The 17,311-nt window shown below is 51.5% G+C and carries 13 protein-coding genes; all 13 read left to right on the forward strand.

All coding sequences use genetic code 11. The features are described from left to right. Positions 1-68: 68 nt before the first annotated feature. Positions 69-2,093 carry a polysaccharide biosynthesis protein gene (locus CFLAV_RS02210; RefSeq protein ID WP_007412967.1) on the forward strand — a complete coding sequence of 675 codons (2,025 nt, stop codon included), beginning with the start codon at positions 69-71 and terminating at the stop codon, positions 2,091-2,093. A 23-nt stretch (positions 2,094-2,116) separates the two neighbouring features. After that, positions 2,117-2,902, forward strand: coding sequence for a polysaccharide biosynthesis/export family protein (locus tag CFLAV_RS02215; protein WP_007412968.1), 786 nt, complete (start codon positions 2,117-2,119; stop codon positions 2,900-2,902). 3 nt (positions 2,903-2,905) lie between these two features. After that, positions 2,906-5,065 carry a GumC family protein gene (locus CFLAV_RS02220; RefSeq protein WP_007412969.1) on the forward strand — a complete coding sequence of 720 codons (2,160 nt, stop codon included), beginning with the start codon at positions 2,906-2,908 and terminating at the stop codon, positions 5,063-5,065. 79 nt (positions 5,066-5,144) lie between these two features. Continuing rightward, entirely contained in the window at positions 5,145-6,431 is a 1,287-nt protein-coding gene (locus tag CFLAV_RS02225; protein ID WP_007412970.1) for a nucleotide sugar dehydrogenase, read from the forward strand. A 19-nt stretch (positions 6,432-6,450) separates the two neighbouring features. Continuing rightward, complete coding sequence (locus tag CFLAV_RS02230; RefSeq protein WP_007412971.1) at positions 6,451-8,016, forward strand: MATE family efflux transporter; 1,566 nt, start codon at positions 6,451-6,453, stop codon at positions 8,014-8,016. 312 nt (positions 8,017-8,328) lie between these two features. Further along, positions 8,329-9,336, forward strand: coding sequence for a KpsF/GutQ family sugar-phosphate isomerase (locus CFLAV_RS02240; protein ID WP_007412972.1), 1,008 nt, complete (start codon positions 8,329-8,331; stop codon positions 9,334-9,336). Positions 9,337-9,425: 89 nt separating this feature from the next. After that, the gene (locus tag CFLAV_RS02245; RefSeq protein ID WP_007412973.1) at positions 9,426-10,415 is read left to right on the forward strand and encodes an NAD-dependent epimerase/dehydratase family protein; all 990 of its coding nucleotides are present in this window, start codon (positions 9,426-9,428) and stop codon (positions 10,413-10,415) included. A gap of 37 nt (positions 10,416-10,452) precedes the next feature. Continuing rightward, positions 10,453-11,691 (forward strand): hypothetical protein, encoded by a 1,239-nt coding sequence (locus CFLAV_RS02250; RefSeq protein WP_007412974.1) that lies wholly within the window; start codon positions 10,453-10,455, stop codon positions 11,689-11,691. Between the two features lie 38 nt (positions 11,692-11,729). Continuing rightward, positions 11,730-12,839, forward strand: a complete 1,110-nt coding sequence (locus tag CFLAV_RS31680) for a glycosyltransferase family 4 protein (RefSeq protein WP_007412975.1) — start codon at positions 11,730-11,732, stop codon at positions 12,837-12,839. After that, positions 12,805-13,914, forward strand: a complete 1,110-nt coding sequence (locus CFLAV_RS02260; protein WP_040546510.1) for a glycosyltransferase family 2 protein — start codon at positions 12,805-12,807, stop codon at positions 13,912-13,914. The genes CFLAV_RS31680 and CFLAV_RS02260 overlap by 35 nt, the downstream gene beginning before the upstream one ends. After that, entirely contained in the window at positions 13,899-15,416 is a 1,518-nt protein-coding gene (locus CFLAV_RS02265) for an O-antigen ligase family protein (protein ID WP_007412977.1), read from the forward strand. The genes CFLAV_RS02260 and CFLAV_RS02265 overlap by 16 nt, the downstream gene beginning before the upstream one ends. Positions 15,417-15,448: 32 nt before the next feature. Beyond that, complete coding sequence (locus tag CFLAV_RS02270; protein ID WP_007412978.1) at positions 15,449-16,084, forward strand: serine O-acetyltransferase; 636 nt, start codon at positions 15,449-15,451, stop codon at positions 16,082-16,084. A 16-nt stretch (positions 16,085-16,100) separates the two neighbouring features. Continuing rightward, entirely contained in the window at positions 16,101-17,297 is a 1,197-nt protein-coding gene (locus tag CFLAV_RS02275) for a glycosyltransferase (protein ID WP_007412979.1), read from the forward strand. Positions 17,298-17,311 lie beyond the last annotated feature (14 nt).

A 17,311-nucleotide genomic window follows, 5' to 3' on the forward strand; every position in this document is an offset into this window, starting at 1 on the left:
CATTTCCAGCACTCCTGGAGCTTCGAACCTATCCCGCTTACCGCCAAACGGCTTTCCATTCCAAAGCCATGGACATTTATAAACTGCGGTATTTACGTCTCTTGTTAATAGTGTTGATTTATGGTGTGGTGCTGGCCAGCAGCTTATGGCTGGCCTACTGGTTGCGGTTTGACTTTGTAATTCCGCCAGATCAGCGACAGCAAATATTCCGCCACCTATTGTTCATCGTATCGTTCCAGCTGGTTGCGCTTCTGGTTATTGGACAGTTCGCCGGCCTGCTTAGCTATTTTAGCATCCCCGACCTACGACTGCTGTTCTACGGACTTGCCGTTCCACTTTGCGGTCTGCTGGGACTTTGGCACTTCAGTTTTTCGGAACATCTTCCGCCACGCAGCATTTTATTGCTGGACTTCATTCTGGCCTTTGGCGGTCTTTCGGCATGCCGTTTGACCTTTAGATTAATCCGGGAGCGGCATCGATCCGTGCAGGGTCAGTTGCAAAAAGCCTCCATTCGAGTGGGCATTATCGGAGCGGGGGATGCCGGAGCCGCCTTGATTCGGGAACTGATTAGTAAACCTGGATTGGGGATGCAACCCGTGGCTATTTTCGATGACGACTGTAATAAATGGCAATCCCGGGTGCATACGGTTCCGGTGGTCGGTCCTCCCGAAACCATAACTGCCATCCAGGCAAAACTACGTTTGGATGAGATTGTGATTGCGATGCCCTCTGCGCCAGCAAAGAGAATTAGAGAAATTGTCAGCTTTCTGCAGCAGTTAAAACTCAGATTCAAGACTGTGCCCTCATTTGATCAATTGGCGACAGGAAAGGTCAGTGTCACCCAACTCCGCCCAGTCGAAATTCAGGATTTGCTTGGACGTGAACCCATCCAATTGGAAAGGCGCAATATTGAACAGTGCCTCTCCGATCAGGTTGTAATGGTGACTGGGGCGGGGGGCAGCATTGGCAGCGAACTCTGCAGGCAAATTGTTCAGTTTCATCCCCGGAGGGTTTTATTGGTTGATCAATCAGAAGTGCAGTTGTTCCAGATTGAGCAGGAACTCATTGAGCTGGGGAAGGGTAATATCATTCACCCGATTGTCGCGGATATTGTGGACTGTTCACGTATGGAGCACATTTTCAAAAGATTTCGTCCTTCAGTAATTTTTCACGCCGCTGCTCATAAGCATGTTCCCATGATGGAGTGTCAACCCGGTGAAGCCATTCAAAATAATACCCTGGGAACGGTCCACCTGGCGCAACTTGCCATGGAGTTTGAAGTGGAACGATTTGTTCTGATCTCGACAGACAAGGCAATCAATCCTACGAGCGTGATGGGAGCCACCAAACGATTGGCAGAATTATTTGTTCAGGCTTTGCACGCGAGCAATCCCGAGGGCACAAAATTCATGGCCGTTCGATTTGGAAACGTGCTTGGTTCTTCCGGCAGCGTGGTTCCCATCTTCAAACGCCAGATTGCGGCGGGCGGGCCGGTGAAGGTTACACATCCCCAGATGACCCGCTATTTTATGACCATTCCCGAAGCTGCCAGTTTAGTGCTGCAAAGCGGGGCTCTGGGGGTGGGGGGAGAAATCTTTGTTCTCGATATGGGAAAACCAGTCAAGGTCGCAGATCTGGCAAAGCAACTCATCGAACTCAGTGGATACAAGCCAGGTGAAATCGAGATTCAATACGTGGGTCTGCGTCCAGGAGAGAAGCTTTTTGAAGAACTGCAACATGAGGCGGAAAACCTGGCGCCAACGCATCACCCAAAGATTTTGCGTTTTACTGCCGCTCCAATGTCCCTTGAAGATATTCAGGAGCATATCAGGAAACTCATGGATGGATTGCACAGCATGGATGCAAACCATCTAAAGCTGCTAATCAAGCAGGCGGTGCCGGAATATAATCCTCATTTACTGACAAATGGTGAAATTGTTGCCTCGACCAGAACGGTAAGCATGACCATTAAGTCTCCTGGTCAGGAAAAACGACGACCGGTCAGCGCGCGATTCCCGATGATTGCGAGTTGGAATCATCCGGAGCATGAGCGTAAGGGGGAAAATGCCCCAGCAGAATCCCTCACTGTTTAAAATTCAAAACGGGAGTTGTCTCCATGAATAAAGTTCGCATTTTTTACGCCTCCTTAGCCTGCTTGATTTGCCTCGGATTGTGGAGTTGTTCATCAATGGACCAAGGCTATGATCCCAGGTTCAATCCTGGCGTTGCTGCGAGCCAGTCCAACGGAACCGGAACGCAGCTCCCTGGAGGAAACCTGGCAGGCAGAACGGAAAGGCCTTCTCAACCGCTTCCGGTAGATTCCCAACTTGCAGTCCGTAAGGCGACAGGATCAAAAAAGCAGGAGATTCCTGAAGAGGTTGCAGGAAATGCACTCGTGAATGAAAGACCCAAGCTCTCTCCTGGTGATGTGGTTGAGCTTAAGGTCTATCAAGAGGATGAACTGAGCGCCCGCGCTCGTGTGGACAACGACGGGATGGCAACCTTTCCGTTATTAAAGCCTCTCGTCGTGAAAGGCAAAACGTTGGAGGAGGCAAGAGTCATGATCAAGGATATCCTGGCAAAGGAGTATTTGACCGACCCACATGTTTCTCTGACGGTGGTCGAGTTTGCCAAAAGGCGATTCTCAGTCATGGGAGAGGTCAAGGCTCCAGGTTTTTATAGCATACCGGAGGATACAAACTTGAACCTGCTTCAGGCTCTTTCCATGGCCGGAGGCTATACGGCTTTCAGTAAAGGCACCCGTGTCAGGATCAAAAGAATAATCGATGGCAGGGAAAGTGTGATGCGGGTTGATGCGCAAGCCATGGCAAATGAAAAGAACGTCAAGGTAATCACCATTCAACCCGACGATGCCATAGAAGTTGGCTCAAGCATTTTTTGAAATATGAAACTTAGACTTTCCAACGAGCGAGAGATCGCAGAGATGACGGAGGTGGATCGCCCCCTGGATGTACAAGAGTTCCTGCAAACCTTGATAGAGAAGTGGTGGTTAATTGTTTTGGTGACTTGTGCGGTAACGCTCCCGGCATTTTGGTGGGTTCGTAATGTCCCGGTCGGCTATCAGGCCAGGGCGGTGCTCCAAGTGGAGCAGGAAGAACAACGGTTGGTGGGCATAGAGGAAGTATCGCGACAGGATTTACGGACGGGCGAAATGCTGAACACCATTGTGCAGAATGTAAAAAATACCAAAGTCCTGGGACGTGTGGTGCGAAATATCGGTTTGGCCACCAATTCATTTTTTCTTCCAGGCAACACAAACGTTCTGTCAGAAGCCAAACTGGTGAATGCTTTGGCCGGAATGATTGTAACAAAGCTTCGCCCCGAAACCAGGCTGGTTGATATCACAGTGACACATCCGAACGCCGAGATGGCTCAGAAGCTTGCAAATGCAGTGGCGCAAGAGTTTATCCTGGAGAGCCTCGATCAACGGTTTAGCAACACCAAGGCCGCCAACGAGCTCCTTTATGCAGAAGCCGGAAAGTTGAAGCAAAAAGTGGAGATGTCTGAACGAAATCTCCAGGCATACAAGGAATCCAATAAAACGGTATCCTTGGAGGACCGTCAGAACATTATTGTGGAGAAGTTAAAGGGATTGAACCAGAAATACACCAGCGCGAAAGCGGACAGAATTCAAATGGAAGCGGACCTGAAGCTGATTCAGAGCCTGACCAATCAGCCCGAGGCCATCCTGACGTTGCCCAGCATTTTGCAAGATCCGGCCGTGATGGAAACTCGTCGAAGGGTTGTGGAACAGGAGGCTCAGGTGGCCACGCTCTTACTACGCTACAAGCCGAACTATCCGAAAATGCTGCAGGCACAACGACAACTGGACGATTTGAAGGATGCCCTGCGCAGCCTCGCCTCGAAAGCGCCGAAACTGGTTCAATCAGCTTATGATGGCGCTTTGGCCCGGGAAAATAATTTGGAAGCTGCGCTAAAAGAGGTGCAGATGGAGTCATTAGACCTCGACAGGAAAGGAATCGAATACAACGTACTTATGCGGGAGGTTCAATCCGATCTAGCCCTTTATGATTCCGTTTTAAAGAGATTGAAAGAGACCGATTTGAGCAAAGGGTTGGAAAAGGCCAGCATCGCGGTTGTAGAGCCGGCAATGCTGCCTGGCGCAACCGTTAAATGGTCATTGTTGCTTGTGATCGGGGGGGCAGTTGTAACCGGTCTGCTCATGAGTTTGTGCATGATTTATCTCATGAGCTTGTTTGATAGTTCGATCAGGACGGTGGATCAGGCGGAATTTGTTCTTGGCCTGCCTGTTTTGGCCGCCATACCGGTAGCCAAAAAGGGGCGCAATGGAACTCCGGCGCACATTGTAGCTGACGATCCTGGTTCGATCTGCTCTGAGGCATTCCGGACACTCCGAACCACGACCGGCATTTTGGGGCACGAGGAAGGAAAACGGATCACACTTTTCACCAGTGCCGACCCGAATGAAGGGAAAACCTTTTTTAGTCTGAACCATGCCATCTGCCAGGCACAAGGTGGCAAGCTCACCCTATTGATTGATCTGGATTTGCGCCGACCTTCCGTGGGAGAAAGTTTTTCACATCCTCCCGGAACTCCCGGGGTGACCAATTATCTTTTGGGTAAGGAGTCATTATCCACCCTGGTTCTTAAAACTCCGTATCCCAATTTATACATTCTGACGGCTGGTCCCAAAGTGGCGAATCCGGCAGAAGAACTGGGCGGGGACGCAATCAAACAGTTGCTCCTGGAAGCCAGCAATCAGTTCGACCGCATCGTGATTGACACGCCACCGATTAATGCGGTCAGCGATACCTTTATTTTGTTGCCGCTGGCTCAAATCATATGTCTGGTGGTTCGAGCGGGCAAAACTCCCAAGCATGCGATTATGCGGGCAGTGGAGTTGATGGCGCGGGCGAATGTTCCGCCTACAGGCATTGTCTTGAATTTTTTGCCGCAGCACAGCGGCTACAGATATTATTACCACTACACTCCGCGCAATGGCTATAAGAGCATCGGAGTTTACGGTAACGATTACCCTGCTAAAATTCCCCTTAACACCTGATTGCAACTGTAATCAACCACCCCGGAAGAAAGGGTGCAACTGACAGTTGTTCTTCTCTAAAACTCAAACTTTTCAATTGATGAATATTGCAATTATAGGACTTGGTTATGTCGGCTTACCTTTATCGATCCACTTTTCACAGGCTGGTAACAAGGTGTTGGGGTTGGATGTTGATCCCACAAAAGTAAGCTGTATCAATGAAGGCAGGAGCTACATCAAACATATCGAGTCCCAGATGGTGGCCCGACAAGTCCAGGCAGGATTTTTTAGAGCATCCACCGAATTCTCACTCATACGGGATGTGGATGCGGTGATCATTTGTGTGCCCACTCCACTCAACAAAAACCGCGAACCGGATATTTCCTACATCGCCAAAACCGGAGAATCTATTGCGCCCCATTTGCATCAGGGAATTCTGGTGGTACTTGAATCCACCACCTATCCGGGGACAACGGAGGATGAATTACGTGAAATACTGGAAAAAGGCTCCGGACTGAAGGCGGGCACAGATTTTCATCTCGCATTCTCACCCGAGCGCGAAGATCCGGGAAACCCGGCCAGTCGCGTTTCAGAGATCCCGAAAGTAGTCGGAGGTTTTACCCCAACCTGCCTGCAAAAGGCAGTCGCACTTTACAGTTTGGCGATAAAGAATGTTGTTCCTGTCTCATCCTGTCGGGCGGCGGAAGCCACCAAGTTGCTGGAGAATATTTTTCGGAGCGTAAACATTGCGCTGGTCAACGAGCTCAAGGTGGTTTACGCGGCGATGGGGATTGATATATGGGAGGTGATCCTGGCCGCCAAAACAAAACCTTTCGGATTCATGCCATTCTATCCCGGACCTGGCCTGGGAGGACACTGTATTCCAATCGATCCATTCTACCTGACCTGGAAGGCCCGGGAATTTGGGCAACATACCCGGTTTATTGAACTCGCTGGTGAGATCAATCATGCTATGCCTGAGTACGTCGTGGGCCGGGTGGGAGAAGCACTCAATGCCGTTGGCAGGCCATTCAAGGGCAGTCGGATTCTGGTTCTTGGCCTGGCCTATAAACCGAACGTTGATGACGATAGGGAGTCTCCCACTTATCAACTTATGGAACTTCTGGATCATCGCGGTGCCGAGGTTGCCTACCATGATCCATACGTTCCTGTTATTAGACACTCTCGTGAGCATTCACGGTGGGCAGGTATGCGGTCGGTTCCATGGCGTCGCGAAGTCATCAGGAATTTTGATGCCATCCTCATCGCCACTGCCCATGACGCTGTAAACTACAAGCAGTTGGCAAACTGGGCCACGAACATCGTTGATACCCGGAATGTGGTCAAAGCCGTGCCGGCAAATACCTGCCGGCTTTGGAAGGCATAATTCTGCCGACCAAACGATTATGGCCACGAAATCACGTTCCTACCACTACCTCGCCGGAATCAGTACGGGCTCAGCCAGGATGTTGCTCCAGGTGATAGTGGGCGTCTGCCTCACCCCCTTCACACTGCGATTTCTGGACCGTGAAGAGTATGCAATTTTTGGCCTCACGCTGGAGTTGCTCACCTGGTTGACCTTGTTGGATGTCGGTATTTCAGCCGGGCTGCGCATTCAAGCTGCCAGGCTAAGCGGAAAACCTGACCCAGACAGGTTCAATCGGATGGTCAGCACGGTCTTCTTTGCACAGAATGCCATCGTGCTGGTCGTGCTGGTTGCTGGCTTGGGCATGGCACTGGCGTTTCCCCACTTCTTTCCCATCCGGGAAAGTCTGCGACATGATGCCACGTGGCTCATGGTGCTTTCCGTCTTCGGTGCCGCTCTTTCAATTGGCAGCCAGACTTTTTCGGCAATTTTGGTGGCGAACCAGCAGATGCACATCGACAACCTGCTCGGTTTATTGATGGTCATCATCCGGACTGTGCTCACAGTGGTGCTGCTGGAATTGGGTTGCGGAATATACTCGCTGGCCATCGCGCATCTCGTCTCGAAAGCGGTTACCGCAGTGATGGCGGTTGTGCGGACCTATCGGCTGCTGCCAGATTTGCAGATTAAGTTCCGACTGGCTTCCTGGGATATTCTTCGGCAAATCGGCGGGGTCGGCATCTATTTTAGTCTGGGCGGGCTGGCTGGAATTATCATTCATTCACTCGATACCACAGTGGCCGCCAGGGTGGTTTCGATTGAGGCGGTTACTTCCTTCCTGCTTACCGGTAAATTCTACGAATTGGTCGGCGGGTTGGTGTGGCTTATTACTGAAAATGCCCGCCCCATGTTGGGGCAAATGTTGGGCCAGAATAAGATGAAGGAAAGCCTGGCTGCCTATAGGCAATTGTTTGCCTTGTCAACTGGCCTGGCCGTAGTAGCCGCCTTCAGTGTGTGGTCCGGGAATGGCAGTTTTGTAGCCAGATGGGTTGGAGAGGTGAACTATGCTGGCACGTTTGTGGATCTGGCCCTGGCTTTTGGCATGATCGCGGGGCTTTGGATAATGCCGAATCGAGCAATTCTATCCGCGAATCTTGCTGTGCGTAATCAAACCATTGTCCGGCTTGTTGAGGGAGCACTGAATCTGGGATTATCCATTATTTTTGGCAGGATTTACGGCCTGTTAGGTATTGTTGGAGCCACGGTCATAGCCAGTCTGATCACCTCAATGTGGTTGCTTCCTTTATTCACTGCTCGAATGTTCGGTCGTCCCTTCATCAGATTTGTTTGGGATGATGCGGCGAGGGTTTTCATCCTTATGTTATGCTTGTTGCCTGTTGCATTGGCTGCCCGCCGGATTTCAACGGACCTGGGGGGGTATGTGGGTGCTGCTCTTGGCTCTGCGACCACCGGCGCATGCGGAGTCGTAATGATCTGGTTTTTGATGCTGGATAGATCCCTCCGCGCACGTTTTCCAATCCGACAGGTGTATGAGAGGATATATGCTCGCACGGCTCGCGTATTTACCGGGACTCCCGCAAGCTAATTCAACCTGCTTCCGGTTGGAATTTAAAAAGAACTGCAATCATGAAAGGAAGCCAGCCAGTTGCAAACTGGCCGCAAAGGCGATTTCGTTTTCATCGATGGAGATCACTCCTGTATTGCATTCATCACGAGCTGGCGGACAGCAGGCCGTTCTCCACCCGGTGGACTCATTTGGCCCGCCTGCGAGATGATCTTCTTTCTATTCTTTCAAATCAAACCAAGGAGCTGGAGTTGTTGGATGAGGTTGACTCGCTCCCCAGCTTTAAAAAGAGAAACTGTGTCTGGAACGACATCAAATAACCAGGATTGCCGAATGCTTCACTCACCCGAGACAGCTCCTGATAAATTCGAACAGATGTTGGGCTGGGCCACCAAGACCATGTTGGTGGAGGCGGAAGCGCTCAAGGATGCGGCGGGACGCTTGGGACACGGCTTTCTCAAAGCGGCGGATTTGATTCTTTCTCATCCCGGCAAGGTGGTGGTCAGCGGGCTGGGAAAGTCTGGAATAATCGGAAAGAAGCTGGTAGCCACCCTCTGTAGCACGGGAACTCCGGCAGTCTTTCTTCATCCAGCGGAGGCCTTGCATGGTGACTTGGGCGTTTACTCGCTCGGAGATCCAACCATCTTGATTTCCAAGAGTGGGACTACCGCTGAACTCCTCAGGCTGGTTCCAATGCTGCGTCAGTTTGAATCCCCCCTCATTGGAATCTTCGGAAATACCTCCAGCCATTTGGCGCGTCGAATGGATGCCGTTTTGGATGCGAGTGTCCGATGTGAAGCTGATGCCTGCAATTTGGCCCCGACCAGCAGCACGATCGTGGCCATGGCATTAGGAGATGCTCTGGCGTCCGCATTGATGCAGGCGAGGAATTTTGGACCTGAAGATTTCGCCAGGTTCCATGCGGGCGGACAGTTGGGACGCAATCTGCTCATGAAAGTGCGGGATGTTTTACATCCCCTGGATGCGGTCGCTTGCGTAGGTGTTGATGCCACAGTCAAGGATGTGGTGATTGGCATGACCCAATATCCCTTTGGGGCCGCATGCGTGATCAGATTCGATGGAGTGTTGGAGGGGTTGATCACAGATGGGGACTTGCGGCGGGCTTTGCAGGAACATGATGACATTCGATCCCTGCCTGTGACGGAAATCATGACTGCGTCGCCAGTCGCCATTCGGCCTGAGGCCAGACTCAAAGAGGCATTGCAATTAATGGAGGAGCGGGAATTGCAAATTTCTGTTTTACCGGTCGTGGATGCGCAAGGACTTTGTCTCGGATTGATACGCATCCACGACATCTACCAATCCCCGCACGTGGGATAAATCAGGTGGGATTCCGCAGATTCGACATGGAGACACGCCGGTCTGCGATTGTAACAAACCAAACAGGATAACAACTCAAAAGGAGTAGAATGAAATCTTTAGTTACTGGGGGAGCCGGATTTATCGGATCCCATGTCGCACGGTATTGCCGTGATATGGGCCACGAAGTCGTTGTGCTGGATGATCTGAGTGGAGGTTTTAAAGATCAGGTGCCGGAGGATGTGGAGTTTGTTGAAGGATGCATCACGAATCAAAAGTTGGTGGAGAGCCTCTTTCTAAAGCATCGCTTCGACTATGTTTATCACCTGGCTGCCTATGCTGCGGAGGGGCTTTCCCACTTCATCCGGAGGTTCAATTATACGAATAATTTGATCGGCAGCGTGAACCTCATTAATGCGGCGGTCAAATACGAGGTGAAGTGCTTTGTCTTCACCTCCTCAATAGCCGTTTACGGAGCGGGGCAGGTGCCCATGATTGAATCCATGGTTCCGAGACCGGAAGATCCATATGGGATCAGCAAATTTGCGGTTGAAATGGATTTGGCGGCCGCTCATGAGATGTTTGGTTTGAACTACATCATTTTTCGGCCTCACAATGTTTATGGAGAAAACCAGAACATTGGCGACAAGTACCGGAATGTGATTGGCATTTTCATGAACCAAATCATGCGCAAAGAACCCATGACCATCTTTGGCGATGGAATGCAGACCCGGGCCTTCAGTCACATCGATGATTTGGCGCCGCAGATTGCGCGCTCTGTGAAGGTCCGCAAGGCTTATAACGAAATAATCAACATTGGAGCTGATAAACCCTACAGCGTAAATGAACTGGCATATGTGGTGTCCAGCGCGTTTGGGGTAAGCCCCCGCATCAAGTACCTCACCCCGCGCAATGAGGTTCAGCACGCATATTCAAATCACGACAAGGCAAAGAAAATATTTGGCAGAGGTTCGGGCGTTTCTCTGGAAAAGGGAGTGGGGCGCATGGCCCAGTGGGCGTTGAAAGTCGGTGCTAGACGGAGCGCTCCTTTCAAGAACATAGAGGTGAAAATGAATTTACCGGCCAGCTGGCAAGTTTGATGGCGACCCGCATTTTACTTCGATTCGCCTCCAACTCATGCAACCGATAAAAATATGGTGTTTGTTGCGCGACCAGTTCGGCCACGTGCAACCGGTGGAGTCAGCCTTTAAACAGGAGGCCGAATTCATTTTTGACGAAATCTGGGATCCGAATCACCTGGTGTCCAGCCATCCGGATATTGTTCTTTGCGTTAATGACTATTATTATGATGTGGTTCGCTGTCTTGATGAGGCGCGCAAAGCAGGAATTCCCTCCCTGGTTCTCCAGGATGGCATTCTGGAATGGCGATGTCAGTACTCCAACCCTCTTTTTGGAGCCGGGGACGGCGCCCCCCAACATCAGCCAGTGATGTCAGACAAAATTGCAACCATTGGCCACCAGAGCGCACGCCTGATTGCGGGCTGGGGAAATGCGGACAAGGTTGAGATCACAGGCATGCCGCGGATGGACTATTTGCTCAGCCACCAGACCGGGCGAATTAGAACACCGGGGTCTCGCCTGCTGGTAATGACGGCAAAGAATCCGGGCTTCACGCTGGAGCAAAGAGAGACCACGCTGCGCTCCTTGCAAGATACCAAAGCCTTTTTGGAGACTCTGCCCGGAGTAGAAGTTGGTTGGAGAGTCAGCCGAGGATTGGCGTCTGCCCTGGGAGTTGAAAACCAGTTGGAAAAGATTTCAAGCCTGGAGCTTGTCAAAGTTCTGGAGGGTGTTGATGCAGTCATATCCACACCCAGCACGGCGGTTTTGGAAGCAATGCTGTTGGGCCGGCCGGTAGCTGCGTTGGATTATCCAAATTCACCGCGCTTTCTGCAGACGGCCTGGACAATCTCGGCCAAAGAGCACCTGGCAGCTGTGGTTCCAGAACTGTTAAACCCCAGTGCCACGAAACTGGCGTTCCAACGTGATTGCCTGGCTGACAGTCTGGAGTGCGATGGCCCTGCGGCTCAGCGTGTGTGTTCCTTGATTCGCCAGATGATTGCGATTGCAAAAGAGGCGCGCCGGACTGGGCGCGAACCAGGTTTTCCTGCTGACATGCTCGCGAGCACGGGATCTTTTCACACCTTCAAAATGCCACCTCTTGGCGTGATGTACGAAGGACATTCCGTTTTTCAAGAAAACAACCAGACCACGTTGCAGTTGAGGCTGGCGCGAGCGGAAAACGAAAACCGGATTTTAAAAACGGAAAATGCGGAACTCAAAAAGCGAATGCAGTTCGGATCGTGGTTGAGACATGGAGTGCGTCAGCTGGCGAATAACGTAAGTGGCAGCCGCTGAGTGACGTCATTCCGTGCCGCCAATAAACAAGGAGTTTTATGCCAAGCATCATGGGGATTACCCAGAGCGGATTTGATCCAGCAAGCCGGTTTCGTTTTATACAATTTATACCGTACCTCAAAAAAGCCGGTTGGGTCGTCAAGCACCGTCCGAATTGGCCCGACCGTCAATGGAGCAGTCCTTTGCGGTTACGCATGGCCCGGGCGCTGCATTACCGCGCTGGCCGGTTGCTGATGAAAGCCAGCCGATTCAAAGATGCTCTGGAAAGCAGAAAGTACGATGTCATTTTTGCGAATCGGGATTTTGCCGGTGAAGGTCCCATTCTGCATCGATTTTTTCGCCCGCTGGCCAGGCGATGCATATATGACTTTGACGATGCGATCTTTATAGGACCGAACGAGAAGTTGGTGCGTTGGATGTGTGCCAATGCGCAATGGGTCACGCCGGGAAATGAATATCTGGCCGATTATGCCCGGCAGTATACTGAGCGTGTAACGGTGATTCCCACCGTTATTGATACCGAAACCTATATTCCCCGGCTCTATTCCAACTTTGAGAAGCAACAGGTGGTTCGTGTTGGTTGGAGCGGTTCGGATCAATCAATTCAGGCAACGCTTGTTCCTCATCTCGAAATGCTGGCCAAGTTGCAGGCCAAGGTGGATTTCGAACTTGTGGTCATCACCAATACCAAACCGCAGTTGCCTGTTACTGATTTGCGCTGGTCGTTCATTCCCTGGTCGCAGCATCAGGAACCCTTTATGGGTTCCAAGTTCGATATCGGTATCATGCCCCTCCTGGATAATGAGTTTCAGAAGGGAAAATGCGGTCTGAAACTTTTACAATACATGGCGGCTGCGCTACCAACGGTGGCCTCTCCGGTGGGGGTAAACAAAGCGATCGTCAAACATGGTGTAACCGGGATGCTGGCTGCAAAAGAGGAGGAATGGCACCGGGCATTGGAGCTTTTGATCCGTGATGCGCGGGTGAGATCAAGGATGGGACGGGCTGGCAGGCAGATCTGTGAACAGGAATATTCCGTGAACCGGTGGTTACCCATCCTGATAGGCATTTTCAATGCAACCAGACAACGAGAGGTTCTGAATGCAGCCAAAGATGATGAACTCAACCGGAGCACTGTGCCGTCTTAGCGGGTGGCGCAAGCCGAGCGACGATTCCGCCGCCTTTTCGGATTGTACGCTGATTGTGCCAACGTATCGTCGCCCGAAGGAAATAGTCGCCTTGCTCAATCTGCTCACCACATTGCCCGATGTTCCCGGGGAAGTGGTAGTGGTGGATGGTTCGCCTGAAGACAGCGTAAATAAGAGCATTTCTGAATGGGCAAATGCGCAGCGGTTGCAATTTGATCTAGTGTATGTAAAGAGTCCGCCGGGACTTACCCGGCAGCGCAATGTTGGACTCGATGTTTGTTCACGCAGTTTTATCTTTTTTCTGGATGATGATTGTCTCCCTGAACCGGGCTATTTTGGGTCGATTCGGCAGGTCTTTGCCGAAGATGTCAGGAGTGAAATTGGAGCGGTGCGGGGCTTTCTGACCAATGGTATCAACAAGCCTCTGACTCTCCTCTGGCGATTGCGGTATGCATTGAAGTTCGTGCCCCGCGGAGAACCTGGGCAATACCATGCTTGCGGGACATCGGGCACCTGGGATTCAGTTCCCAGATTTAACGGAGTTCGCAAAATCGATGTTCTGGCGGGCGGGGCTTCAGCGTACCGCAGGGAAGTATTCCAGAAACACCGTTTTTCCGAGTTCTTTTACGGCTACGCCCAAGGTGAGGATTTGGAAATGTCCCGGCGCATAGCCAGGGATTGGAAGTTGGTGATCTGTGGGGATGCCTTGGTAGACCATCATCATCAGGATACGGGAGGCAGACCCTCTGGTTTTCCCCGGGGCAGAATGGCGGTTCGTAATCGATACTTCATTTGGAAGCGACATTCCCCGGAGGCAGGAATGATGGATTGCATCCGGTTTTGGGGCGACCATCTGCTGATATTCTGCTACTACCTGCTTGGATTTTGCCGGCATCCTTCTCAAGGTTACTATCTCTCCTACACATTCGGAACTTTGTATGGAGCTATTGAATCCTTGATTACGCCTCCGCATTACGAGGAGCCTCCAGCCAAAAAGGAATTTGAAGTTTGTTTTACCGAACTGAAGACCAAAACCAGGTCAGATAGTGCAGAAAGCTTATGCGCGCAGGCTTGAAAAGCTTTACTCCAGCCATTCGATACTGGAATCCACCTGGATTGCCATCAGCATTGATTGTTTCTGCAACGCGCACTCCCGCGAAAGCTGCCTCATTTAATCCGACTCCAATATTGGCTCAGGTGCTTTTTTGTGTGCTGTTGACAGGAGGAGTGCTGGCCACAGGCAGGGCCCGGTTGGCAGGCATCGTTTTCTGGGGAGCATTGGGCCTGATCCTGGTACGGCAATTCGTCTGGGGAGGAAGCCTGAAGGTGTTATGTCTATTGATCGGGACAGCGCCTTTCATCAATTTGCTCAGAGGTTTCGCCTTATATAACATCGTCATTCTCCTGTTTGTTGCTGCGTTGACATATCACATGATTAGCAGGCCGGGGGAGATGAGACTAATCTGGCGCAAAGCCTCCTTACTCAAACCGATGTTTGTTTGCATCGCCGCCTTCTATGCACTGAGCCTGTTCAACACGCGCGATTATTCCGTAAATTTACGATTGTTTGAGTTGGCTCTTACTCTGATGGTATTGTTGATCCTGGGACAGAATCCGGTAGCGCTTGGGACTGCGCTGACAGCGAATTTGGTTTCTGCCTGGGTGGTGGGGTTTTCACTGCTGTCGCAGATGAATTCCAGCTCGGTAGCGCGGCTGGGGATGATTGTCATGGACGGCCAGACCCTTGGCAATCCCATCCAGCTTGGTTTGCCGCTGGCTTTTGGCTTTCTTGCGTTGATCATTGACCGGGGTTATTGGCTGAATTTGCAACACAGACCGGTTTTACGGTACTGCATGCTGGTTCCAACGTTGCCTCTGCTGGCGCTCACGACTTCGCGATCAGCCTGGTTGGTCGCTGCGGGGGGGATCATGGTTACTTTCCTGGCTGGCAAAAAGCAACGGATCATCATGTTGATGACTATCGCATTGGGCTTTCTTGCCTTTCAGGCGGTCCTACTCAGTCCCTATGGGAAATCTTTGAAAAAGGGTTTGGACCGTACGTTTAGTGAACGGCGCACTGCATCACAACGGACCAGCGGGCGGTCGGATCAGTGGCGGGTTTCTTATTACGCCTTTACGGAATCACCCGTTACGATGCTGATAGGCCATGGGCCCGGGAGGGGGGCGGAGGTGTATGCCGACTATTCTCATGAGGTGGGAGGAGTCAAATACGCGGTTGGCAAGAAAGTGGCTCTTCATTCCTTGTTCATGCAGGTGGCAGTTGAGGCTGGATGCTTGGGACTATCACTGCTGGGGCTCTGGCTGTTTCTAATTTTTATAAGAATCACACGTCAAACGCTGTTACATCGGGCAATGCTGCCACTGGCCTGCTATTTCGGATATTTATTCGTGGTGATCACGGTCTCTGGAAACGATGTTAACTCCGGCATCCTCCTCGGCCTCGCCTTACTGGGAAGCATGGTCGTGCCTGCCCAAACCACCAAACGGCAGGCCATGCGAGTCCAACTGGAGGGCCGCGCTCGTTTGAATCATAAGACAGCTTTCTCCGCCACCTAACCATTCATTCGCCTGACAGATCACATTTAATCATGAACTGGCTTTCGGATTTTCGATGCGATTTGCAAAAATACGCCCTGCTCAATCAAGGGAGCTGGTGGAAGCAATTGTTGTTGGAGCAGGGACTGTGGGCATTGTTGGAATATCGAATTGAGGCGGCTTTGCAGCGGAGTAATTTGCCGGGGATTATCAAAATTCCCATGCGAGTTCTGATGTTGCCGTGGCGCAAGTTGGTGGAAATTGCGACCGGCATCATTCTTCCCTGCACGGCAGTGATCGGACCAGGATTGCACCTGCCGCATTGCGGGTTTCGTGTAGTGAATGCCGCAACGGTAATTGGGGCTGATTGTTGCATCAGCCAGGGGGTTACCATAGGAGTTTCCGGCAGGGGGGAGCGACGAGGTGTGCCGGTGATTGGAGATCGGGTTTACTTCGGTGCCAATGCCGTGGTGGTCGGAAAAATTATCATAGGCAGCGATGTCTGCATCGGAGCGAACTCAGTTGTAAATCGAAACGTATTACCTCATTGCACCGTTAGCGGCATTCCCGCCGTGACCATCAACAATTTGGGTTCCGAAGATTATATAACCGTAACGACTGGCAGCGTTCGCGAGAAGAAGATGGCTGGACTGGCTTTCGTGGCCAAAGTGCGGAATCAATCGGTATAGGGTGCTTAGAACGTATATGCTCCATTCCAAAAAGCTTCTGGTGGTCGCCAGAGTCAATCATTACCAATACCAAGGGAAGCTGTATGCGTCTGGCCCTTATGCTCGGGAACTGGAGAAATGGGCGGAGATTTTTTCCGAAGTCACAATTGCAGGCTCACTCCTGCAAGGACGACCGACCGGGGATTGCATTCCATTCCAGCGAGAAAATATCCGGATTGTTCCAGTATCTGAGACCCAGGCCAGTGGGGTTGGGGCCAGGTGGAAACAATTTTGTTTGTTGCCTCGAGTCATCTGGCAACTGGCAGGTTATATGCGACGGGCAGATGTGATTCATGTGCGGTGCCCCTGCGACCTTGGATTGTTGGGAATTATTTTGGCTCCAATTTTTTCACGTCATCTCATTGCGAAGTATGCATCAGAATGGCTGCCGTTTAAGGGTGAAGCATGGGCATGGAGGCTTCAAAGGAACATCCTGCGGTCATTCTGGTGGCGCGGGTTGGTGACCATTTATGGACGATGGCCGAATCAGCCGGCTAAAGTGAAACCTTTTTTTACTTCGGTTCTGACCCGGGACCAGCTGGCGAGGGCTCGTCAAGCTGCAAGCCAGTATAAACCCTTTAATTCTCTCAAGGTAATTTATGTCGGACGGCTTTCCGCTTCCAAAAATGTGGATGTGTTGTTGACGGCCGTGGCGAAGGTAAAGGCTGCCGGCAAAGCAGTGGAATGCACCATTGTTGGTGACGGACCAGAAAGAAGTGCATTGGAGGCGCAGACAATCCGCCTTGGTTTGAGCCAGCGAGTAACTTTTACAGGGGGACTGGCATTCGAAAGCGTCTTGAACTATTACGAACAGGCAAATGTTCTGGTGCTGGCATCCAGCGTCGAAGGTTGGGGGAAGGCCCTGGTTGAAGGAATGGCTTTCGGTCTGGTTTGTATCGGAACTGAACGCGGAATAATGCCACAAATGCTCGGAGAGGGACGCGGCCTGCTCGTGCCTGTGAGAGATGCGGAAGCGCTCGCCAGGAGGTTGGAATGGATCACGGAGAATGAGAAGGAGTCTGCTGCCATGGCGGTGAGAGCAGCAGCATGGGCTCAATGCTATTCTCTCGACGGTTTGTGCGAGGCACTCCGTAAGCTGATGAGCGAGGAGTGGGGCTTCGAGATGGCTCCAAAAGCGGCGGATAAAAGTCAGGAGGAGGTGTTTGCCAAATGAAGCTTGTAGGCGTT

This window comes from Pedosphaera parvula Ellin514 (genome assembly GCF_000172555.1).
Classification (GTDB): Bacteria; Verrucomicrobiota; Verrucomicrobiia; order Limisphaerales; family Pedosphaeraceae; genus Pedosphaera.